Here is a 21,325-nt window from a genome sequence, read left to right as displayed (position 1 = left end):
CTCCTAGGCTGCATTCAGCCGCCGCTCGCGGCGGATCACTTCGGTAGCAAGGCGCAGATAGGCCTGGCTGCCGGCACATTTGAGATCATAAAGCAAAGCCGGCTTGCCATAGGATGGCGCCTCGCTCAGCCGCACATTGCGCGGAATGACCGTATCATAAACCAATTCGCCCATTTCGCTGCGCACGTCGGCCAGAACCTGTTCGGACAGATTGTTGCGCTTGTCGAACATGGTCATCACCACGCCTTGGATGGAGAGGCGCGGATTGAGCGTCGAGCGGATCTGCTCGATGGTCTGCAGCAATTGGCTGAGCCCTTCCAGCGCGAAAAACTCGCATTGCAGAGGCACCAGCACCGCATCGGCCGCCACCAAAGAATTGACCGTCAGCAGGTTGAGCGAGGGCGGACAATCGATCAGGATATAGCTGACCGGCTGCTCATTGATGCGCAGCGCGCTCAGATCCTTGAAGGCATTGCGCAATTTGAAAGCGCGGTCCGCCTGGGCCGCAATGGTCAGTTCCACGCCCAGCAGGTCCATGGTCGAAGGCACGATGGCCACATTGGGCACGCTGGTCATGATCGCCGCTTGCGGCACGCTGGCTTCGCCTACCAGCACGTCATAGGCGGAAACAGCGCGATCCGTGCGCGAAATGCCGAGCCCGGTGGACGCATTACCCTGCGGGTCAAGATCGACAATGAGAACCCGCTCGCCGATCGCCGCCAGGGCCGTTGCCAGGTTGATGGCCGTCGTAGTCTTGCCGACGCCGCCCTTCTGGTTTGCCAAAGTCAAAATCCGGGGTGCCAAATTGGCCTCCGTAAGCCGCTAACTCACTGAGTTCCGATGCAAATTCGTGATTGTCAGAATCACGCCGCCCGGATCGGTGTCACTTGGCTTTATTAACACATCCTTATGCCAATGCGCATCCGCTTGTGTGAGCTCTTCAACATGTTCCCGCCCTTTATGCAGCACGGCCCTAGTTTCCGGCCCCCAGAACGGCGCCATCCAGCCGCAAAGCAGCGGCAAAGGAGCCAACGCCCGCGAGGTGATCACATCGGGAATGCCTGTTTCACGTGAATCAATCTCATCGCTGCGGCGACCGATGACCGTCACATTGAGCCCCAGTTCGCGTGCCACCGTCCGGAGAAAACTGACCTTGCGCGCATTGGGTTCAACGAGGATGAAGTGTCTGTCGCTGCCCTTGCTGGCAATTGCCAGCGGCAGTGCCGGAAAACCACCCCCGCTGCCGAAGTCCAGGAACAGATGATCGTCCGTCGTTGTCAGCTGCAGAATTTGCAGACTATCGGCGAAATGCCGCGTCCAGATTTGCGCCAATGTTTCACGTGAAACCAGATTCTGCACCTTTTGCCAGCGATGCAGCAAATTGGAATAGGATTCCAGGTCGGCCACAACGTCCATCGCGGAGCGGGCAAAGTGTGCGGTATAGGCTTCGATGGCGGCGAGCGTCACGTCAAACGGCCTTGCGCAAATCGCCGCGGCGCAGGATCGCCAGCAACAGGGTAAGCGCGGCCGGCGTCATGCCATCGAGCGCCTGGGCCTGGGCGATGGTCTGCGGCCGCACCTGGTTGAGTTTATGGCGCAGTTCCATCGATAGCCCCGGAATGTTGGTGTAGTCGAGATCATCGGGTATGGCTCTTTGCTCATCCCGGCGCATGCTGGCAATATCGGCCTTCTGCCGATCCAGATAGACGGCATATTGCGCGTCAATCGCCAGCTGGTCCAGAACATTGGCATCGACCAGCGCCAGCTCCGGCCACAATGCCATCAAGTCCTTGGCGGCAAGATCGGGATAAGACAGAAGATCAAAGGCAGAGCGACGCTTGCCATCCTCATTGACCGCCAGGCCGGCCTTGCGGGCTTCGCTGGGCGACGCATTGAGCTTTTGCAGCAGATTGCGACCGCTTTCCAACGCCTCTGACTTTCGCCGGAAGAGTGCCGCCCGTTCCTCGCCCACGAGACCCACGGCGATGCCGGATGGCGTCAGGCGCTGATCCGCATTGTCGGCGCGCAGATGCAGACGGAACTCGGCGCGGGAGGTGAACATGCGATAAGGCTCGCTCACCCCACGTGTCACCAGATCGTCGATCATCACCCCGAGATAGCTCTCGGTTCGCGACAATATCAAGGGCACCCTGCCCTTGACGGCGAGGGCGGCATTGGTGCCAGCCAATAGCCCTTGCGCCCCGGCTTCCTCATAGCCGGTCGTACCGTTGATCTGCCCTGCGAGATAAAGACCCGGCTGCCTTTTCAGCTCCAGCGTCAACCGCAATTCGCGCGGATCGACATGATCATATTCGATGGCATAGCCGTATTGCAGGATACGTACATTTTCGAGCCCCGGCATGGTGCGCAAAAACTGATCCTGCACTTCCGGCGGCAGCGAAGAGGACACACCATTGGGATAGACAGTCCGATCCTCCAGCCCTTCGGGTTCAAGAAAGATCTGATGACTGTCGCGATCGGCAAAGCGCACGATCTTGTCTTCGATCGACGGACAATAGCGCGGCCCACGGCTCTGAATGCGTCCCGAATACATGGGCGAGCGATGCACATTGGCGGCGATGATGGCGTGCGTGTCCACTGTGGTACGGGTGACGTGACAGGAGACCTGCGGCGTCGTGATCGCATCGGTCAACATCGAGAACGGCTCGGGGACAGCGTCACCCGGCTGCTCGTCCAGAATGGAATAGTCGATAGAATTCCGGTCGAGCCGCGCCGGCGTACCGGTCTTGAGCCGGCCCAGCGACAGACCGAGGGCTTCGAGCCTCTTGGACAGGCCCAGAACTGGCTTCTCGCCGATCCGCCCGGCCGGATGGCTGTTCTCGCCGCTATGGATCAAGCCGCGGAGAAAAGTGCCGGTGGTCAGCACCACGGCGCGCGTGGAGAAGCGGCGGCCATCGAGCAGCACCACACCGCTGACGACGCCATTGCTGACCTCAAGATCGTCGACCTCACCTTCGATAATGTCGAGATTGGCCTGATTGGCAATCGCGGCCTGCATGGCCTGCCGGTAGAGCTTGCGGTCGGCTTGGGCGCGTGGGCCTCGCACCGCCGGACCCTTGCGGCGATTGAGCACCCGGAACTGGATACCGGCCTGATCGGCGACACGGCCCATCAACCCGTCCAGTGCGTCGATCTCGCGCACGAGATGACCCTTGCCGAGACCACCAATGGCCGGGTTGCAGCTCATCTCGCCAATCGTGGCGAAGCGGTGGGTGATGAGTGCCGTGGGCACGCCCATGCGGGCGGCGGCGGCGGCGGCCTCGGTGCCGGCATGGCCGCCACCCACGACGATAATCGCGTAGTCAGTCATGGTATGTCTCCAAGGCGTCTGACATAGGCCAATGTTTCACGTGAATCAATTCTGCGACGCGTCGCTCGCATGGCTGTGTTTCACGTGAATCATTTGCCGATGCAGAAACTGGAAAACAACCGATCCAAGACCTGTTCTGGATCGAGCCGTCCGATCAGCCGTTCCAGTGACGCCGACGCGTGGCGCAACGATTCCGCGGCCAATTCCCAATCACCCAGGGCGGAGCGCGTTTCCTGTAACGCTGCAAGCGACTGTTGGAGATTTTGTCGGTCGCGTTCATGGCTGACCAAAGCCGGCTCACCCCCGCCCATGGCGTCGCCCATCGCTGCCAGACGGTCCACCAAAGCATCCAGCCCGGCGCCGGTTTCAGTCGAAAGGCTCAGATCGACGCCATCAATCATCCCCAGATCGGCCTTGGTGCCGATACTCAAGAGCCGCGCCGCTGATTCCGGTCGTGCACCATTGGTAATATCGGGCGCCTGTAGCCAGAGGACAATATCGGCGTTGCCGATCTGTTGGTGCGCGCGCCGTACGCCTTCGGCCTCGGCGCGGCTGTCGGCGTGGCGCAAGCCGGCCAGGTCGATCAGGGTAAAAAGTTGTCCCCCGATATCGAGCGGCATTTCGCGCACATCGCGGGTGGTTCCCGCCTCGTCGGAAACGATCGCGATATCGGACTTGGCCAAGGCGTTGAGGAGACTGGACTTGCCGGCATTGGGCGCACCGGCCAAGGCCACCCGGATACCCTCGCGGACGATACGCCCACTCTCAACCGAGGCCAGCGCCCCCGCCAGGGCGATTTCAAGTTCGCTCAATTGGTCATGCCAGTGCGCAGGTAAAGCGGCGCTGACATCCCCCTCATCGGAAAAATCCAGCCTGGCTTCGATTTCCGCCCGCAGATCAAGCAGGGTTTCGCGCCAGGAATCAATTTCTGCGGACAAGTTCCCGTCATAGCGAGCCAGCGCCTGTTGGCGCTGTTTCTCGGTATCCGCCGCCAAGAGATCGCCCAGGCCTTCGATGGCGAGCAGATCCAGCTTGCCGTTTTCGAAGGCGCGGCGAGTAAATTCGCCGGCTTCAGCCAGGCGCAAGCCGGCAGCGCCGAGACTGGCGAGGATCGCCTTGACCCCGGCCAGTGAGCCATGCACCTGCAATTCGGCGCAATCTTCGCCGGTAAAGCTGTGCGGCCCGGGGAAGAAGACCACCAGGCCCCGATCAAGCACGCGATCGGAGCCGATGGGCCGCAACACCATCTGCCGTGCCGGTGGCACGCCACCGGCGAGCAGATCCAAGCTGTCCCGCACACCTGGCCCGGATAGCCGGATGACGGCGACCCCGGCCGGCAAAGCGCCCGAGGAGAGCGCCATGATCGTGTCGCCCGCCTGCATGAAACGCTCCCGGCCGCCTGGATCAGGTATTCATCGAATCGAAGAAATCGGAATTGGTCTTGGTCTGGCGCACCTTGTCCATGAGGAATTCCATGGCATCGATGGTCCCCATCGGATTGAGGATGCGGCGCAGCACATACATCTTCTTGAGGATGTCGCTTTCGACCAGCAATTCTTCCTTTCGAGTGCCGGACTTGGTGATGTCCAGAGCCGGGAAGATGCGCTTGTCCGCGACCTTGCGGTCGAGGATGATTTCCGAATTGCCGGTGCCCTTGAATTCCTCGAAGATCACTTCGTCCATGCGGCTACCGGTATCGATCAGCGCCGTGGAAATGATGGTGAGCGAACCACCATCCTCGATATTGCGTGCCGCGCCGAAAAAGCGCTTGGGGCGCTGCAATGCATTGGCATCGACACCGCCGGTCAGCACCTTTCCGGAGCTAGGCACCACAGTGTTATAGGCGCGGCCGAGACGGGTGATGGAATCGAGCAGGATGACGACGTCCCGCTTGTGCTCGACCAGACGCTTGGCTTTTTCGATGACCATTTCAGCCACCTGGACGTGGCGCGATGCCGGCTCGTCAAAGGTCGAGGAGATCACCTCGCCGCGCACCGAGCGCTGCATGTCGGTCACTTCTTCGGGACGCTCATCGATCAACAGAACGATCAGATAGCATTCGGGGTGATTGGTGGCGATCGATTGTGCAATATTTTGCAACAATACCGTCTTACCGGTACGCGGCGGCGCAACGATCAAGGCGCGCTGACCCTTGCCCAGGGGCGCGACCAGATCGAGCAGGCGCGCCGAACGATCCTTGAGCGTCGGATCGGGCAATTCCATGCGCAGCCGCTCCTCGGGATAGAGCGGCGTGAGATTGTCGAAATTGACCTTATGGCGGACCGCCTCAGGGTCTTCGAAATTGATGGTGGAGACCTTGAGCAGCGCGAAATAGCGCTCGCCGTCCTTGGGAGAGCGGATTTCGCCCTCGACCGTATCGCCGGTCCGTAGGCCGAAGCGGCGGATCTGGCTGGGACTGACATAAATATCGTCGGGGCCGGGCAGATAATTGGCGTCGGGCGAGCGCAGGAAGCCAAAGCCATCAGGCAGAACCTCGACCACGCCCTCGCCGACAATATTGATGTCCTGGGCCGCCAATTCCTTGAGGATGGCAAACATCAATTCCTGTTTGCGCATGGTGGAGGCGTTTTCCACCTCCGATTCCTCGGCAAAGGCCAAGAGTTCGGCCGGCGACTTGGCCTTGAGCTCGCTGAGCTTGATATTCTGCATGTATGCGATGGACCCTTGAGGGAGATCGATAGAGGGAAGGCAAGAAGGGGAAATGTTCGGCATCACGCAGCAACCGGGCGGTCGCGCCAAAGGGGATACCTTGGCCCCATCTAGCGCGATCCGGCATCAATTTCAAGATTTAATCATTTCGTCAGCCGCCCGCCGGTGAGAAAATCCCACCGGCTGGACCATTTTTCGCCGCAGCAAGGGCCGGCTCTGCCCCGACGAGAGAGGATTCACGTGAAACCCTCTCCGGTGCCTTCCCCTCTTCAGATTGTCAGAAGGGGCGGACGATCACCATGATGACGATGACGATCATCAACAGGGTTGGCACTTCGTTGATCAAGCGGAAATATTTCTGCGACTTGTCATTTCGGTCGCTGGCAAAGGCCTTGAGGTGGCGCGCCAACAAACCGTGATATCCGCTCAGAACCAGCACCAGACCCGCCTTGACCCAGGGCCAGATCGCGCTCCAATCGATGATGCCATGGCCCACCATGGCGAGGCCAAACAGCCAGGTGGCGATCATGGCCGGAGTGGTGATGGCGCGAAACAGCCGCCGCTCCATCACCTTGAAGGTCTCCGATTGCACCGAGCCGATTTCCGCCACCGAATGATAGACGAAAAGCCGTGGCAGATAGAGCAGGCCGGCCATCCAAGCGATCACCGAGATGACATGCAGCGCCTTGAACCATTCAATCATGCCAATCGCTCCTAACCCTGTTTGATCAATTCGATCAGCCGCTCGACATGTGCGATGGGCGTTTCCGGCACGATGCCGTGTCCAAGATTGAAAATATGCGGCCGATCGGCGAAGGCGGCAAGAATCGCCCGCACCTGATTGTCCATGGCCGCGCCGCCGATCACCAGCCGCAAGGGATCGAGATTACCTTGTACCGGCAGGTGCTTGGGCAGCGTATTGCGAACGAAATCCAGCGGGGCGGCATAATCGATGCCCAGCGCATTGACGCCGGTCGCAGCGGCATAGCCGGCGATATTGCCGGCAGCGCCGCGCGGAAAGCCAATCACCGGCGCATCGGGGATGCGCTGGCGCAGGCCGGCCACGATGCGCTTGTTCGGCTCGTTCACCTGTCGGGCAAAGGCGGCATCATCGAGATTGAGCGCCCAGCTTTCAAAGATCTGCACCACATCGGCGCCGGCCTGCAATTGGGCCGCCAGATAATCGATGCTGACCTCGACCAGGATGTCCATCAGCCGCTGGAATGCTTCGGGCTGTTCCAGCGCAAAGCGCCGCGCTGTCCATTGATCGGGCGAGCCGCGGCCATTGAGCATATAGGTCGCCACGGTCCAGGGCGCCCCGCAAAAGCCGATCAACGTCTTGTCGTCGGGCAATTGGGCCCTGAGGCGCCGTACGGTTTCCAGCACCGGCGCCAGATGCTCCAGCACCCGGCTCTTATCCAGCCTGTCGATGCCTTCGGCGTCCAGCGGTTCGAGCAATGGACCCTCGCCCACTTCGAAGCGCACCTTCTGTCCCAAGGCATCGGGAATGACGAGAATGTCGGAAAACAGGATTGCCGCATCCAGATCGAAGCGACGCAGCGGTTGCAGCGTCACTTCCACCGCCAGTTCGGGCGTATAGCAGAGTTCAAGGAAACCACCCGCCGCTTTGCGCGTCTCGCGATATTCAGGCAGGTAGCGGCCGGCCTGACGCATGATCCAGACGGGGGGGCGCTCCTGGCGCAGGCCCAATACCGTCGCCAGAAGCTTTCTGTCTGTCACCGGACTCATGTCTTGGTCCCTTCCAAATCCCTAAAAGAATCTTTCTGTCTTAGTATCATTATCTTCATAGCGGTGTTTTGCTGCAATTCAGCCGCGTCCACAATCGGGGGAGGCGGTGACACTTGCGCGCAGCATCATGGTTAATTGGGTGTTAATTTCCGTCACGTGCTGCTCTGCCGCCCCGCCGCCCAATTCATTAACAAAAGCTTAACCGGGCCGCTGCCGAGTCAATGATTCGATTCCGGCTGTGAATCGCGCGCGCAAGCGCATGGTGGGGCGCTTCGGGCTTTTCCCCAGATCTGTCCCCAGCCCCCGCCATACGAGGCCCGGGGCCAGGCTGTTAATGAATTATTAGCTATGTCGAACAAGTCGGCGCCATTGCCGGACTTGCTGGTTTTGCCCACAGATCGGGCTTGAGCTGGGGATGAGTGTGTGGAAAACATGGCCTCATGCTGATCCTTGCCTCTGCCAGTTCCACCCGCAAAGCCCTGCTGGACAAGGCCGGACTGCGCTTTACCACCATTCCGGCAGCGCTGGATGAGCGCAGCCTCGAAGGCCAAGCACTTGCCGCGGGTGCCGATGGCCGCGACCTGGCGTTGCTGCTGGCCCAGGCCAAGGCCGAAACTGTTTCCCGTCTTCATCCCGACGCCTGGGTGATCGGGGCCGACCAGACCCTGACGCTGGGCCCCGAGCTTTTGCACAAGCCGGCCAGCCGACGGGACGCCGCCGCCCAGCTCGATCATCTGCGCGGCAAGACCCATCGCCTCCACGCAGCGGTGACACTGGTGCGCGCCGGGACGCTGCTCTGGTCGGACCTCGAAAGCGCAGAACTCACCATGCGCGAATTTTCGCCCGAGGAGCGCGATGCCATATTGGACCTCGAGGGCGACGCCATTCTTGGCTCGGTCGGTTCCTACCGGCTCGAAGGCCCATCCATTCGCCTGTTTTCAGAGGTGAGCGGCGATTATTTCACCATATTGGGCCTGCCGCTCTTGCCGCTGCTCTCGGCCTTGCGCGAGCTTGCGCCCCAGCTTCTCCAGATCCGGGATTGAACTTGACCATCAAGGCTTTCGTCATCGGGCATCCCATTGCCCATTCCCGCTCGCCGCTCATTCACAGCACCTGGTTGCGCGAACACGGCGTCGACGGCTCTTATGAAGCCATCGATATAGCGCCCGATGCGCTGCCGGGTTTTTTCGAGCGGCTGCGTGCCGGTGACTTTGCCGGCGGCAATGTCACCATTCCCCACAAAGAAGCGGTCTTTGCGCTGTGCGACAGCGTCGATGCGTTGGCCCGAACCATCGGCGCGGTCAATACGCTGGTGACCGGGAACGGCAAGGTGCACGGCGCCAATAGCGACTATCTCGGGTTTCTCGGCAATCTTGACGCCAATGCGCCCGGTTGGGCCGATCATGATGGCGAGGCCCTGGTCATCGGCGCCGGCGGCGCGGCGCGCGCGGTGCTGGTCGCCCTGCGCGAGCGCTATGGCAAACGCGTGCATGTGCTCAACCGCACTTTGGCCAATGCCGAGGCGCTGCTCTCCGAGATCGAGGGCCCCTTTCTTGCCCATGATTTCGCAGCATTCCCCGATCTGGCGCCGCGCCTTGGCCTGGTCGTCAATACCTCTTCCATCGGCATGCATAACAGCCGCTTCGAGTGGCTCGACCTGTCACTGCTCCCCAAAACAGCCTTGGTGACCGACATTGTCTATACCCCGCTGATCACCCCGTTATTGGCAGATGCGGCAGCACAGGGGCTGAGGACGGTGGATGGATTGGGCATGCTGCTGCATCAGGCCGTGCCCGGCTTTGCTGCCTGGTTCGGGGTGACGCCGCAGGTGACCCCGCAATTGCGCGCCAAGATCCTCGCCACGCTGGAGCCCTGAAATGCGCCGCATCGGTATCACCGGCTCCATCGCCACCGGCAAGTCCACCCTATTGGCGGCCTTTGCCCGGACGGGCGTACCGGTTCTTTCCGCCGATGCCCTGGTTGCCGAACTCTATGCGGGCGAGGCCATCGCCCCGGTCGAAGCCCTTTTTCCCGGCATTGTTCGCGACGGCGCGATCGATCGCCAGGACTTAGGAAAACGCCTTGCCGCCGATCCGTCCGGTTTTGCCCGGCTTGAAGCGGTCATTCACCCGCTGGTCCGGGCTCGTATCGCCAGCTTTCTCAACGAGGCGGAGCAGCAAGGGCATGAACTGGCCGTGGTGGAAGTGCCGCTGCTCTTTGAAAGCGGCTACGATTACGGTTTCGATACCATTGCCGTCACCCATGTCGATCCGGCAATCCAGCACCAGCGCATCCTGGCCCGTCCAGGCATGAATGTGGAAAAGATGCAGACCCTGCTTGCCCGGCAATGGCCGCAGGCCGAGAAGATGGCAAGAGCCAGCTGGCTCTTCGATACAGCGCGGCCTCGTGACGACATCGAGACCGAGGTCGCCGAACTGGTCGCGACCATACGGGCAGAAGCGAAAACGCCATGATCAGGGAAATCGTCCTCGATACCGAAACCACGGGCCTCTCGCCCCAGAGTGGCGACAGGCTGGTGGAAATCGGCTGCGTCGAGCTGATCAACCATATTCCGACCGGCAAGCACTTCCACGTCTACATCAATCCCCAGCGCTCCATGCCCGAGGAGGCCTTTCGGGTGCATGGCCTGGGTGACGATTTTCTGGCCGACAAGCCGCTCTTCAACAGCGTGGCCGAAGCTTTTCGCGCTTTTATCGGCGAGGCGACGCTGGTCATCCACAACGCCCCCTTCGATATGGGCTTTCTCAATGCCGAGCTCGAAGGAGCCGGATTGGCCCGGCTCACCAATGATGTGATCGATACGGTCATGCTGGCGCGGCAGAAACATCCCGGCGCCCGCGTTAGCCTCGATGCGCTGTGCAAGCATTACGGCATCGACAATTCCCGCCGTACCCTGCACGGGGCCCTGCTCGACAGCGAAATCCTCGCCGAAGTCTATCTCGAACTCATTGGCGGCAAACAGGTCAGTCTCGCGCTCACCGCCGAAGAAGATGCCGGAGGTGCCGGTGTCATGGCTGAAAAAATCGCTGCCCGCCAGCGCCCCCTTCCGCTGCCCTCCCGCATCACCGCCGCCGAAGCCGAAGCGCATTCGGCCTTTGTCGGCAGGATGGGCGACAGCGCCATCTGGTCTCAATATGAGACCGGCGACGCCACCCAATAAAAAACCCCGGCGTGACCGGGGCTTTTCATTCAATGATAGGCGCAGGGCTCAGTTGAGCTTTTCGCCTTCGCCATTGGCGGGGGCAGGCGCGGCGCCCTGCTGGGCGGCGAGCTTGGCCAGATTCTGACGATAGATGGCGGCAAAATCCACCGGCTCCATCATCAGCGGCGGGAAACCGCCCTGCTGGGTGACATTGGCCAGAACCTGACGCGCGAAGGGGAAGACCAGACGCGGGCATTCCACCATCAGCAGCGGCGACAATTGGGCTTCGGGCACGTTCTTGAGGCGGAAAATGCCGCCATAGACCAGTTCGACATTGAACAGGAGCGTGTCTTCGCGATTGGCCTTGGCATTGAGCGTCAGCTCCACTGCGAAGATTTCCTCGTTCTGTTTCTTGACGCCCACGGCGATGGAGACGTTGAAGGCCGGATTGCCGCCACCGGCGAGCAGGGTGGCCGGTGCGCCCGGATTTTCGAAGGAAAGATCGCGGATATATTGACCCACCAGGTTCATGCTGGGCGCGTTGGCGGGCTGCGGCGCTGCCGCGCCCTGATTGTCGTCGGCCATTGATTGGTCCTTCTTGATGCGAAAATTCAAGCAATTCTGGCGCGCTGGCTAGCATTTTTGGCCCGGCTGAACAAGCCGAGCCCGCTATTTCCGCTCGTCCCGCCAGTCGTCATTGCTGGCGTCGATGATGAGCGGCGCTTCACCCCCGCCCGTATGAGGATTGCCATAGCGCCGATAGCTCGCCGTGGTTTCCACCACCCGCACCCTGCCGGCCAACGCCGAAAACATCCAGTCCCGCAAAGGTGGCAACAGCAGGCCCAACCCCAAAACGTCACTGAAAAAACCCGGCAGGAAAAGCAGCAATCCGGCCAGTCCGATCAGCATCGTATCGAAGACGGCCCGTCCGGGAATGGTGCCGGCGCTGACATTGCTGCGTAGTCTCGCGACCACGTCCAGCCCCTGCCGGCGCAGCACCAATCCACCCGCCAGTGCCGAGAGGATCACCAGCGCCAAGGTCGGCAGGAGGCCAATCGCGCGGCCGACCACGATGAAAAGGGCGATTTCCAGTAGCGGCAGCGCCAGAAATCCGAAGGCGAAAAAGCGGGCCAAGGGCTGATCCTTGTCTTGTTGGCAATTATGGCAGCGGCAAAATGCAACTCGCCCCAACGTGAACTGGTTTTGAGCTAAAGCATTGCTTATATATAAGACCACATCGGCGCGAAACGAGCGCCACAACGCGATTTTATCGACGCCTCCTGCGCAAGGTGCCTCTTGATGGACGAATTTCTCGACCTGCCGACCCTCATTGCCATTGTCGTGGCCATATTCGTGCTGTTCCGGCTCCGCTCGGTTCTGGGAACCCGCACCGGCAATGAGCGCCCGCCCGTCGATCGCAGCCGCTCCACCCCGGCCGAAAAGAATGCCAATGCCGACGACACTGTGGTGCCGCTGCGCCCGCGCCCCACAATTGCCCAGCCGGACCTCGATGACGAGCGCCGCGCCCGCAAGCTGGAAGCGGAAATCGAGCAGGCAGCCGCCGGCAATGCGCAATTGGCCGAGGGCCTGCGCGAAGTGGCCGAAGCCGATCCCACCTTTACCCCCAAATCCTTCCTCGATGGTGCCAAGCAGGCCTATGAAATGGTGGTCACCGGCTTTGCCGAGGGTGATCGGCAGACCTTGCGCAACCTCCTCGACAAGGAGGTTTTCGACGGTTTCCAGCGCGCCATAGCGGAGCGCGAGGCCGCCGGCCACAAGGTTGATTTCACCTTTGTCGGCCTGCCGCGCATCGCCATTGTCGATGCCGAATATGACAAGAAGAATATTGCCGTGACGGTGGATTTTCATGCCGAAGTGGTGTCGGCCACTCGCGACAACGACGGCAATTTGGTGGAGGGCAATGCCGATCAGGTGCAGATCATTGCCGATGAGTGGACCTTTGCCCGCAATCCGAAATCGCGCGATCCCAATTGGAAGGTCGTGACCACCAGCCAGCTCGATTGATCCTTGCGGCAGAGCCTCGACCATGTCCAAGCGCGAGTTCAGGCGCCTGCCGCATGACTTCCATTTGTGGACCCATGTGGCCGCGACCGTTGAGCCGTTGCGTCGCAAGGGGCTTTTGAAACTGGGCGCCGGACCCCTGCCTGTTCCCGAGCCGGAAGCGCCGCCGCCCTTGCGCCGGCCACCGGCCAAATTGGGGCAAGGAAAGCCTTTCCTGCCCGATTATCAGGCGCCCTCGCCCGGCGCGCCACGGGTGGAAAAAAGCGTCGACCCGGCCATCCACAAAAAGGTTCGGCGCGGCCGCATCGATATCGACGGCACCATCGATCTGCATGGCATGACTCAATCGGAGGCCCGGGAGGCGCTGCGCCGCTATATCGGCGCCCGCGCAGCGCGCGGAGACCGCACCATTCTGGTGATCACCGGCAAGGGGGCGCGGACCGACAATGATTTCATCGCCGCCATGACCGAGCGCGGCATCCTGCGCAATATGCTGCCGCTCTGGCTGTCCGAGCCGGGCCTGGCGCATGTCATTTCAGGCTGGAGCATGGCGGCGCGCGGCCATGGTGGGGAGGGCGCCTTTTATGTGCGCCTGCGGCGGCAATGACCCCCTTGGGTGCCAAATTGCGCGCCATGCGCGAAGCGCGCGGCATTTCGCTCAAGGAAATGGCGGCGGCGCTCAATGTCTCCTCGGCCTATCTCTCGGCGCTGGAGCATGGACGGCGTGGCCAGCCGACCAGTTTCCTCCTTCACCGCATCATTGCCTTTTTCAACATCATCTGGGATGAGGCCGAGGAATTGCAGCGCCTGGCGGAGATTTCCGACCCCAAGGTGACCATCGATACCGGCGGCCTTGTGCCCGAGGCGACCGAATTGACCAATCGCCTGCGCGATTCCATCGGCCGGCTGGAGGCCGAGGATCTGAAATTCCTGCGTGATGAAATGGTGAAGCGGGCGAGCCGCAAGCGCTGAAGCAGCGGACCGAAAAGGGTATTCCCGGTTTTCGGACCCTCCAATGCCAAACAAGCGATTGGAGCGGTGGTTGGCGCTCGACAGAACGCCCGTTGCGCCGGGCCTGGATCACCCGGACGTGCCGGGTGATGACGAAAAGCTGAGAAATCTGTGGGCCGCAGGCGCTAAACCCTCTTCGCCGTCATTGCCCGGCCTGTCCGGGCAATCCATCTCTTGGTCCTGTGGGCCACCTGCACCTACAGCACGAACTTGCTCAGATCGGTATCCCCGGCCAGCACGCCGACCTTTTGGCGCACGAAGGCCGCGTCGATCTTGACACTCTGTCCGGCACGGTCCGGCGCGTCGAAGGAAATTTCCTCGACCAGCCGCTCCATCACCGTCTGCAAACGGCGGGCGCCGATATTCTCGACTGATGAATTGACCTTGACCGCCGCGTCGGCAATGGCCTCGATAGCGTCCTGGGTGACTTCCAGCGTCAGCCCTTCCGTGCCCATCAGCGCCACATATTGCTTGATGAGGCTGGCTTCGGTGTCGTTGAGAATGCCGATGAAATCCTCGCGGGTCAGCGCCTTGAGTTCCACCCGGATCGGCAGCCGGCCCTGCAATTCGGGCAATAGGTCGCTGGGCTTGGACACATGGAAGGCGCCCGAGGCGATGAACAGGATATGGTCGGTCTTGACTGGCCCATATTTGGTGGCGACCGTCGTGCCCTCGATCAGCGGCAGCAGATCGCGCTGCACCCCTTCGCGCGAGGGACCACCCTGGACCCCGCCTTCGCGGGCCGCGACCTTGTCGATCTCGTCGATGAAGACGATGCCGTGATTTTCCACCAATTCGATGGCTTCGCTCTTGAGCTGGTCCTGGTCGAGCAGCTTGTCGGCTTCCTCGGCGATCAGCGGCTCATAGGCATCCTTGACCCTGATCTTGCGCTTGACCCCGCGCCCGCCCATGGCCTGCTTGAACATGTCGGAAAGATTGATCATGCCGATGCCGCCATTGGGCATGCCGGGAATTTCGAACCCGCCGGTGCCCGGATTGGGCTGCATTTCGATCTCGATCTCCTTGTCGTCGAGTTCGTTATTGCGCAGCTTGGTGCGGAAATTGTCGCGGGTCGAGGGGGTGGCGGACGTCCCCACCAGCGCATCGAGCACCCGTTCCTCGGCATTGTGATGGGCTTGGGCCTGCACGTCGCGGCGACGCTTGTCGCGCAGAACGGTAATGCCCGCCTCCACCAGATCGCGCACGATCTGCTCGACGTCGCGGCCGACATAGCCCACTTCGGTGAATTTGGTGGCCTCCACTTTGACGAAGGGGGCCTGCGCCAGCCGCGCCAGGCGACGCGAAATCTCAGTCTTGCCCACCCCGGTCGGCCCGATCATCAGGATATTTTTGGGACTGACCTCGCGGCGCAGTTCGGTCGGCAATTGCTGGCGCCGCCAGCGATTGCGCAAGGCCACGGCGACGGCGCGCTTGGCATCGGCCTGGCCGACAATATGGCGGTCCAGTTCGGAGACGATCTCGCGCGGGGAAAAGTTTGTTTCACTCATTTTGGTCTCCTGGTGCCTCATCGAGGAAGCGCACCATCAGGTGTTCGTCGAGATATCGACCGTTCACGAAGAGATAGCGGGGCTCGGTCCCATAGGTGGCAAAGCCCAGTTTTTTGTAGAGCCGGATCGCCGCCTCATTTTCCGTCCAGACGCCCAGATGAACCTGGATCACCCTGTCCCTGGCGTAGTCGAGCAAGTGCTGCACCAGCGCCGTGGACATGCCGGAACCGCGATGATCCGGCTTGACGTAGACCTGGATCATCCAGCCGCGATGGCTTTCCTTGTGACCCTCATTGCCCAGAAAGGCATTGATGCCCCCAAGCGATCCGTCCGGCAGAAAAGCCCCAAAGATCGTCAGGGCCCTGAGCGTCTCCCTGATGTCGTCGTCCGACTTCTGCGCAAAGGCCTCGGCGGAGGAGAGGAAGGCTTCAGGATGGTTGACCAGTGCTTCGAGCCTGATGGCGCGATAGGCCATCGCATCATCGACGCTCAACTGGCGGATCGAAAAGCTCACGCGCACAACTCGATGGTTTCGAGCGTCACATTACCATTGGTATAGACGCAGATTTCCTCGGCGATTTTCATGGCGCGGCGGGCAATGTCCTCGGCATCGAGCTCGGTCGCCTGATGCAGCGCCAGGGCCGCCGAATGGGCATAATTGCCGCCCGAGCCGATGGCGATGACCCCGTGGTCTGGCGTCAGCACGTCGCCATTGCCGGTCAGGACCAGCGTATCGGTCTTGTCGGCCACGATCATCATGGCTTCGAGCTTCCTGAGATAGCGGTCGGTGCGCCAGTCCTTGGCCAGTTCCACGGCGGCGCGCATCAATTGGTCGGGATATTGCTCGAGCTTGCCTTCGAGCCGCTCGAACAGGGTAAAGGCATCGGCGGTGGAGCCGGCAAAGCCGCCGATCACCGTGCCGCCGGCCAGCCGCCGCACCTTCCTGGCGGTGTGCTTCATCACCGTCTGGCCCATGGAAACCTGGCCGTCGCCGGCCACCACGACCTTGTTGCCCTTGCGCACGGAAACGATGGTGGTCCCGTGCCAGCCGGGATTTGTGTGCTCACTCATTGGGGGAATTACTCCGAACTGTTGCATGATATTTAGGGCCCGCCACGGCGATTGCAACCAATGGCGGCCACGGCGCGATCTTCACGCGCCGTTGTCGATCTGCTAGAGGAGGCCAAAACGCCGGAGACAGCCATGCGCACAGCAATAATCGCCCGCAAGACCAATGAAACCGAGATCTCCGTCTCGATCAATCTCGACGGCACAGGCAATCACGCCATGCAGACCGGCATCGGCTTTTTCGACCACATGCTGGACCAGCTGGCGCGCCATTCGCTGATCGACATGGAGGTGCGCTGCAAGGGCGACCTGCACATCGATTTTCACCACAGCGTGGAAGATGTCGGCATTGCGCTCGGCCAGGCCCTCAAACAGGCCCTTGGCGACAAGAAGGGCATCAACCGCTATGCCTCGTCCGATCTGCCCATGGACGGCACGCTGACCCGTGCGGCGCTCGACGTGTCGGGCCGCGCCTTCCTGGTCTTCAAGGCCGAGTTCAGCCAGAACAAGATCGGCGACATCGATACCGAGCTGCTCCGGGAATTCTTCCAGGCTTTTGCGGTCAATGCCGGTATTACGCTGCATATCGAGAACTTCTATTTCGACAACAATCACCATCTGGCCGAATCCATGTTCAAGGCCGTGGCGCGCGCCCTGCGCGTGGCAGTCGAGATCGATCCGCGCATGCGCGATGCCGTTCCCAGCACCAAGGGCACGCTCTGAGGCTTTCGCTTCGGGTGCTTTTGCACTAAGTGAGCCCAGACCAATGCCTGCCACCCCGGCCCGGCCGGGGCTCAGCCTGAGATCTTGAACCGGAGCCCGGCATTTGCCGGGTTGACGTCGGGATCGTGGAGAATGCGCCCATGAGCATCATCGCCATCATCGATTACGGCGCGGGCAATCTGCGCTCGGCCGCCAAGGCCTTCGAGCGCGTGGCTCATGACATGGGCCGGGGCGACAGCATTGCCGTGACCGCCGATCCCGACATCGTGCGCAAGGCCGACCGCATCATGCTGCCGGGCGTCGGCGCCTTTGCCGATTGCATGGCGGGATTGCAGGCCGTGTCCGGCATGATCGAGGTGCTGGACGAGAAGGTGATCAAGGCTGGCACGCCGTTCCTCGGCGTTTGCGTCGGCATGCAATTGCTGGCGAGCGAAGGCCGCGAAAAGACCGTGACCAAAGGTCTGGGCTGGATTGCCGGCGCCGTCGAAAAAATCGTCCCCGAAGATGGGGCGCTCAAGATCCCGCATATGGGCTGGAACACGATAGAAGCCAGCAAATCCCATCCCCTGCTCGCCGATATCGAGCTCGGGCCGGACGGGCTGCACGCCTATTTCGTCCATTCCTATCACCTGCGCACCGACGATCCGACCCAGCTCGTCGCTACCACCGATTATGGCGGCAAGCTGACCGCCTGTGTCGGCCGCGACAATATTTTCGGCACCCAGTTCCACCCGGAAAAGAGCCAGGCGCTGGGCCTGAAGCTGATCGAGAACTTTTTGGACTGGACGCCATGATCCTTTTCCCCGCCATCGACCTCAAGGACGGTGAATGCGTGCGCCTCAAGCTGGGCGACATGGCGCAGGCGACGGTCTTCAATGACGATCCCGCCGCTCAGGCCAAAAGCTTCGAGGATCAGGGTTTTGAATATCTCCATGTCGTTGATCTCAACGGCGCCTTTGCCGGCGAAAGCGTCAATGGCGCGGCGGTGGAGGCCATTCTCAAGGCGGTGCGCTTTCCGGTCCAGCTCGGCGGCGGCATCCGCACACTCGACCATATCGAATCCTGGCTCGACAAGGGCCTGGCGCGGGTCATTCTCGGCACCGTGGCGGTGCGCGACCCGGCCTTGGTGAAAGAGGCAGCCAAAAAATGGCCGGGTCAGGTGGCTGTCGGCATCGACGCCCGTGGCGGCATGGTGGCGGTCGAGGGCTGGGCGGAAACCTCCGAACTGGCCGTGATCGAACTGGCGCGGCGCTTCGAAGGCGCCGGCGTCGCCGCCATCATCTATACCGATATCGATCGCGACGGCGTACTCGCCGGCATCAATTGGGATTCGACGCTGGAACTGGCCCGCGCCACCAAAATCCCGGTCATCGCTTCGGGCGGTCTGGCCTCCATGGCCGATATCGAGCGCATGACCCGGCCCGAATACCGGGTTCTGGAAGGCGCAATTTCCGGCCGCGCCCTCTATGACGGGCGCATTGATTCACGTGAAGCACTGGACCTGTTGAGGGCGTCATGAGCGCCGCGCGGCCCGATAGATTTCCCTATTGGGCCTATGGACTGGCGCTGTTCGCCATTCTCGTCTTCGCGCTCTGGCCGATCGCTTCGGTCTATCTCACCTATCTGATCGCCGACGCCAATAATTGCGTGGTCAACGAAGCCTCGGTGCAGCCCTGCATCGTCTGGGGCATGGATTGGGGCGGCTTGCTCTATGGCGCCGGCGTCATGGGCTGGTTCATGCTGGCGACGCTGCCGCTGGGCGGCGGGGCGCTGCTGGTCTGGCTGGCATCCCTGATCATTCACCGCATCGGCTGGGGCCAGATGCAGAAAGTCAAACGGCCATGATGTGCGAGAATCCCGCCATGGCTCGTCCGGACGCGCGAAACCAAGAAGGAAGCGGCCTGTGAGCCTCAAAACCCGTATCATTCCCTGCCTCGACGTGGCCGGCGGCCGCGTGGTCAAAGGCGTGCAATTCGTCGATCTGGTCGATGCCGGCGATCCGGTGGAAGCGGCCAGGGCCTATGACGCGGCCGGCGCCGACGAACTGACCTTTCTCGACATCACGGCCAGCCATGAGGGCCGCGACACCATTTTCGATGTGGTGGCGCGCACGGCCGAGCATTGCTTCATGCCGGTGACGGTGGGCGGTGGCGTCCGCTCCATCGAGGATATCAGAAAGCTCCTGCTTGCCGGGGCCGACAAGGTGGCGATCAATTCCGCCGCCGTGAACGATCCCGATTTCATCGCCCGGGCCGCCGACAAGTTCGGCAATCAATGCATCGTCGTCTCGGTCGACGCCAAGCAGCGGAGCGATGGCGGTGAGGGTTGGGAAATCCATACCCATGGCGGCCGCAAGCCCACCGGCATCGATGCGGTGGAATTTGCGGCGCGCATGGTCGAGCGTGGCGCCGGCGAACTCCTCGTCACCTCCATGGATCGCGACGGCACCAGGTCCGGTTTCGATCTGAAGCTGACCCGCGCCATTGCCGACAGCGTTGAAGTGCCGGTCATCGCCTCGGGCGGCGTCGGCACCTTGCAGCATCTGGTCGAGGGCGTCATCGAAGGCCATGCCAGCGCCGTGCTTGCCGCCTCGATCTTCCATTTCGGCACCTTCACCATTCCCGAGGCCAAGGCCTATATGGCCAGCCATGGCATCGCCATGCGGCTTGACCGCGCGGGCGGTCCGCAAAGCTTAGCTTAGGTTTTAGTGACGGCGTTCCGTTTTTTGCTCTAGCCTGTTCAAACACACGCTGTCACCCCGGCGAAGATGAGGAGCCTTCCCAGTCAATGACTCTCGAAGAACTCGAAATCCGCATCGCCATGCGCGCCGCGGCCGCGCCCGACCAGAGCTATACGGCGAGCCTCATCGCCCGCGGCATGAACAAGGCGGCTCAGAAGCTGGGCGAAGAGGCGGTTGAAGCGGTCATCGCCGCCATCGCCAATGACCGGGCCGAACTGGTCAAGGAAAGCGCCGATCTGCTTTATCACCTGCTCGTCGTGCTTCGGGCGGCGGATGTGCCGCTCGCCGAAGTGATGACGGAACTGGACCGGCGCACGGCCCAATCGGGCCTTGCTGAAAAGGCCGCACGGAAGGATCAGCCCTAGATGGCCAAGCGCCCCCCCGTTCTCGATCCCTATCGCCATTTCACCAAAGAGCAATGGAGCGATCTGCGCAACGGCCAGCCGATGACGCTGACCGAGCCGGATATCAAGCGGCTTCGCGCCCTCACCGACCCGATCTCGCTGGCCGAGGCGGAGGAAATCTACCTGCCCTTGTCGCGGCTCCTCGCCTATTACGTCGAGGCCATTCAGGGCCTCAACGCCGTTGCGACCCGCTTTCTCAATACGCCCGGCGACAAGGTCCCCTTCATCATCGGCGTCGCCGGTTCGGTGGCGGTGGGCAAATCCACCACTTCGCGCATCCTTCAGGCCCTGCTCTCCCGCTGGCCTTCCAGCCCCAAGGTCGATCTGGTCACCACGGACGGCTTTCTTCATCCCAATCGGGTGCTGGAAGAGCGCGACATGATGCAGCGCAAGGGTTTCCCCGAAAGCTATGACCGGCCCCGCTTCGTCAATTTTCTCGCCGACATCAAATCGGGCAAGGCCAAGGTGGCGGTGCCGGTCTATTCGCATCTGGTCTATGACGTGGTGCCCGGAGAAGAGGTCATCATCGACCGGCCCGACATCCTCATCGTCGAGGGGCTCAATATCCTTCAGCCCGGCGACTTGCCCCGGGACGGTTCGCCCATCCTTTTCGCCTCCGACTTCATCGATTTTTCGATCTATATCGACGCCGATGTCGAGGATTTGCGGGAATGGTACATCACCCGCTTCTTCCGCCTGCGCGACACGGCCTTCCGTGATCCCACCTCCTTCTTCCGCAAATTCTCGGAAATGAGCGAGGAAGAAGCCGGGGCTTTCGGCCGGCAGGTCTGGGAAAGCATCAACCTGCCCAATCTGCTTGAAAACGTGTTGCCGACCCGCGGCCGCGCCGATCTGATCCTCAAAAAGGGCAAGGACCACCGCGTCGAAGCGGTCAGCCTCAAGCGGCTGTAGCAATTAACGCTGAACCACCCGGAC

Annotated in this window: 26 protein-coding genes; 14 read left to right on the top strand and 12 right to left on the bottom strand. The window is 61.6% G+C overall.

Going from position 1 to position 21,325, the window contains the following annotated elements:
* Positions 1-3: 3 nt before the first annotated feature.
* The 7 genes from H0482_RS06045 to hemE form a co-directional block, all read right to left on the bottom strand.
* Complete coding sequence (locus H0482_RS06045; protein ID WP_193729162.1) at positions 4-804, bottom strand: ParA family protein; 801 nt, start codon at positions 802-804, stop codon at positions 4-6.
* Positions 805-822: 18 nt separating this feature from the next.
* Positions 823-1,467, bottom strand: a complete 645-nt coding sequence (gene rsmG / locus H0482_RS06040) for a 16S rRNA (guanine(527)-N(7))-methyltransferase RsmG (RefSeq protein ID WP_193729161.1) — start codon at positions 1,465-1,467, stop codon at positions 823-825.
* 1 nt (position 1,468) lies between these two features.
* Positions 1,469-3,331, bottom strand: coding sequence for a tRNA uridine-5-carboxymethylaminomethyl(34) synthesis enzyme MnmG (gene mnmG / locus H0482_RS06035; protein ID WP_193729160.1), 1,863 nt, complete (start codon positions 3,329-3,331; stop codon positions 1,469-1,471).
* An 89-nt stretch (positions 3,332-3,420) separates the two neighbouring features.
* Positions 3,421-4,713 carry a tRNA uridine-5-carboxymethylaminomethyl(34) synthesis GTPase MnmE gene (gene mnmE, locus H0482_RS06030; RefSeq protein ID WP_193729159.1) on the bottom strand — a complete coding sequence of 431 codons (1,293 nt, stop codon included), beginning with the start codon at positions 4,711-4,713 and terminating at the stop codon, positions 3,421-3,423.
* A 22-nt stretch (positions 4,714-4,735) separates the two neighbouring features.
* On the bottom strand, positions 4,736-6,001 hold the full coding sequence (rho, locus tag H0482_RS06025) for a transcription termination factor Rho (protein ID WP_193729158.1): 1,266 nt from the start codon (positions 5,999-6,001) through the stop codon (positions 4,736-4,738).
* A gap of 277 nt (positions 6,002-6,278) precedes the next feature.
* Complete coding sequence (gene hemJ, locus H0482_RS06020) at positions 6,279-6,704, bottom strand: protoporphyrinogen oxidase HemJ (protein ID WP_193729157.1); 426 nt, start codon at positions 6,702-6,704, stop codon at positions 6,279-6,281.
* Positions 6,705-6,715: 11 nt separating this feature from the next.
* Positions 6,716-7,750: a uroporphyrinogen decarboxylase gene (gene hemE, locus H0482_RS06015; RefSeq protein ID WP_193729156.1), complete on the bottom strand. Its 1,035-nt coding sequence runs from the start codon at positions 7,748-7,750 to the stop codon at positions 6,716-6,718.
* Positions 7,751-8,190: 440 nt separating this feature from the next.
* Here hemE and H0482_RS06010 point away from each other — a divergent pair, with 440 nt between their 5' ends.
* Genes H0482_RS06010 through dnaQ form a run of 4 tightly spaced genes read left to right on the top strand, consistent with a single transcriptional unit; the run spans position 8,191 to position 10,931 of the window.
* On the top strand, positions 8,191-8,793 hold the full coding sequence (locus H0482_RS06010) for a Maf family protein (protein WP_193729155.1): 603 nt from the start codon (positions 8,191-8,193) through the stop codon (positions 8,791-8,793).
* 2 nt (positions 8,794-8,795) lie between these two features.
* Positions 8,796-9,626, top strand: a complete 831-nt coding sequence (locus tag H0482_RS06005) for a shikimate dehydrogenase (RefSeq protein WP_193729154.1) — start codon at positions 8,796-8,798, stop codon at positions 9,624-9,626.
* A gap of 1 nt (position 9,627) precedes the next feature.
* Complete coding sequence (gene coaE, locus H0482_RS06000; RefSeq protein WP_193729153.1) at positions 9,628-10,224, top strand: dephospho-CoA kinase; 597 nt, start codon at positions 9,628-9,630, stop codon at positions 10,222-10,224.
* Positions 10,224-10,931, top strand: coding sequence for a DNA polymerase III subunit epsilon (gene dnaQ / locus H0482_RS05995; RefSeq protein WP_193729733.1), 708 nt, complete (start codon positions 10,224-10,226; stop codon positions 10,929-10,931). Before coaE ends, dnaQ begins: the two co-directional genes overlap by 1 nt.
* Positions 10,932-10,979: 48 nt before the next feature.
* Here the strand turns inward: dnaQ and secB are convergent, their stop codons facing one another.
* Together secB and H0482_RS05985 are read right to left on the bottom strand one after the other, a co-directional pair.
* On the bottom strand, positions 10,980-11,498 hold the full coding sequence (gene secB / locus H0482_RS05990) for a protein-export chaperone SecB (RefSeq protein WP_193729152.1): 519 nt from the start codon (positions 11,496-11,498) through the stop codon (positions 10,980-10,982).
* A gap of 84 nt (positions 11,499-11,582) precedes the next feature.
* Positions 11,583-12,047 carry an FxsA family protein gene (locus tag H0482_RS05985; RefSeq protein ID WP_193729151.1) on the bottom strand — a complete coding sequence of 155 codons (465 nt, stop codon included), beginning with the start codon at positions 12,045-12,047 and terminating at the stop codon, positions 11,583-11,585.
* A 165-nt stretch (positions 12,048-12,212) separates the two neighbouring features.
* Between H0482_RS05985 and H0482_RS05980 the strand changes: the two genes are divergently transcribed.
* From H0482_RS05980 to H0482_RS05970, 3 genes are read left to right on the top strand one after another with little or no spacing between them, the layout of a single operon-like run.
* Positions 12,213-12,938, top strand: a complete 726-nt coding sequence (locus H0482_RS05980) for a Tim44/TimA family putative adaptor protein (RefSeq protein ID WP_193729150.1) — start codon at positions 12,213-12,215, stop codon at positions 12,936-12,938.
* Positions 12,939-12,960: 22 nt separating this feature from the next.
* Positions 12,961-13,542 (top strand): Smr/MutS family protein, encoded by a 582-nt coding sequence (locus tag H0482_RS05975; protein WP_193729149.1) that lies wholly within the window; start codon positions 12,961-12,963, stop codon positions 13,540-13,542.
* A complete protein-coding gene (locus H0482_RS05970; protein WP_193729148.1) occupies positions 13,539-13,907 on the top strand; it encodes a helix-turn-helix domain-containing protein in 369 nt (122 codons plus the stop codon). The genes H0482_RS05975 and H0482_RS05970 overlap by 4 nt, the downstream gene beginning before the upstream one ends.
* A gap of 236 nt (positions 13,908-14,143) precedes the next feature.
* Here H0482_RS05970 and hslU read toward each other — a convergent pair whose 3' ends face one another.
* The 3 genes from hslU to hslV are packed head-to-tail and all read right to left on the bottom strand — an operon-like array spanning position 14,144 to position 16,525.
* The gene (hslU, locus tag H0482_RS05965; protein ID WP_193729147.1) at positions 14,144-15,454 is read right to left on the bottom strand and encodes an ATP-dependent protease ATPase subunit HslU; all 1,311 of its coding nucleotides are present in this window, start codon (positions 15,452-15,454) and stop codon (positions 14,144-14,146) included.
* Positions 15,447-15,968 carry a GNAT family N-acetyltransferase gene (locus H0482_RS05960; RefSeq protein ID WP_193729146.1) on the bottom strand — a complete coding sequence of 174 codons (522 nt, stop codon included), beginning with the start codon at positions 15,966-15,968 and terminating at the stop codon, positions 15,447-15,449. The genes hslU and H0482_RS05960 overlap by 8 nt, the downstream gene beginning before the upstream one ends.
* Positions 15,965-16,525 (bottom strand): ATP-dependent protease subunit HslV, encoded by a 561-nt coding sequence (hslV, locus tag H0482_RS05955; protein WP_193729145.1) that lies wholly within the window; start codon positions 16,523-16,525, stop codon positions 15,965-15,967. The genes H0482_RS05960 and hslV overlap by 4 nt, the downstream gene beginning before the upstream one ends.
* A 132-nt stretch (positions 16,526-16,657) precedes the next feature.
* On the opposite strand from hslV, the gene hisB reads away from it, so the two are divergent.
* The 7 genes from hisB (at position 16,658) to coaA (ending at position 21,301) form a co-directional block, all read left to right on the top strand.
* Positions 16,658-17,245 carry an imidazoleglycerol-phosphate dehydratase HisB gene (gene hisB / locus H0482_RS05950; RefSeq protein ID WP_193729144.1) on the top strand — a complete coding sequence of 196 codons (588 nt, stop codon included), beginning with the start codon at positions 16,658-16,660 and terminating at the stop codon, positions 17,243-17,245.
* A gap of 140 nt (positions 17,246-17,385) precedes the next feature.
* Positions 17,386-18,039: an imidazole glycerol phosphate synthase subunit HisH gene (gene hisH / locus H0482_RS05945; RefSeq protein ID WP_193729143.1), complete on the top strand. Its 654-nt coding sequence runs from the start codon at positions 17,386-17,388 to the stop codon at positions 18,037-18,039.
* Complete coding sequence (hisA, locus tag H0482_RS05940) at positions 18,036-18,764, top strand: 1-(5-phosphoribosyl)-5-[(5-phosphoribosylamino)methylideneamino]imidazole-4-carboxamide isomerase (protein ID WP_193729142.1); 729 nt, start codon at positions 18,036-18,038, stop codon at positions 18,762-18,764. Before hisH ends, hisA begins: the two co-directional genes overlap by 4 nt.
* On the top strand, positions 18,761-19,090 hold the full coding sequence (locus H0482_RS05935) for a hypothetical protein (RefSeq protein ID WP_193729141.1): 330 nt from the start codon (positions 18,761-18,763) through the stop codon (positions 19,088-19,090). The genes hisA and H0482_RS05935 overlap by 4 nt, the downstream gene beginning before the upstream one ends.
* A 58-nt stretch (positions 19,091-19,148) precedes the next feature.
* Positions 19,149-19,946, top strand: a complete 798-nt coding sequence (gene hisF, locus H0482_RS05930; protein ID WP_193729140.1) for an imidazole glycerol phosphate synthase subunit HisF — start codon at positions 19,149-19,151, stop codon at positions 19,944-19,946.
* A gap of 86 nt (positions 19,947-20,032) precedes the next feature.
* Complete coding sequence (locus H0482_RS05925) at positions 20,033-20,350, top strand: phosphoribosyl-ATP diphosphatase (RefSeq protein WP_193729139.1); 318 nt, start codon at positions 20,033-20,035, stop codon at positions 20,348-20,350.
* A complete protein-coding gene (gene coaA / locus H0482_RS05920; protein ID WP_193729138.1) occupies positions 20,351-21,301 on the top strand; it encodes a type I pantothenate kinase in 951 nt (316 codons plus the stop codon).
* The last annotated feature ends 24 nt before the right edge of the window (positions 21,302-21,325 follow it).

The sequence above is a fragment of the Devosia faecipullorum genome (genome assembly GCF_015158295.1).
Classification (GTDB): domain Bacteria; phylum Pseudomonadota; class Alphaproteobacteria; order Rhizobiales; family Devosiaceae; genus Devosia; species Devosia faecipullorum.
The sequence above is the reverse complement of the archived record's forward strand: the minus strand, read 5'-3'. Positions and strand labels throughout refer to the sequence as shown.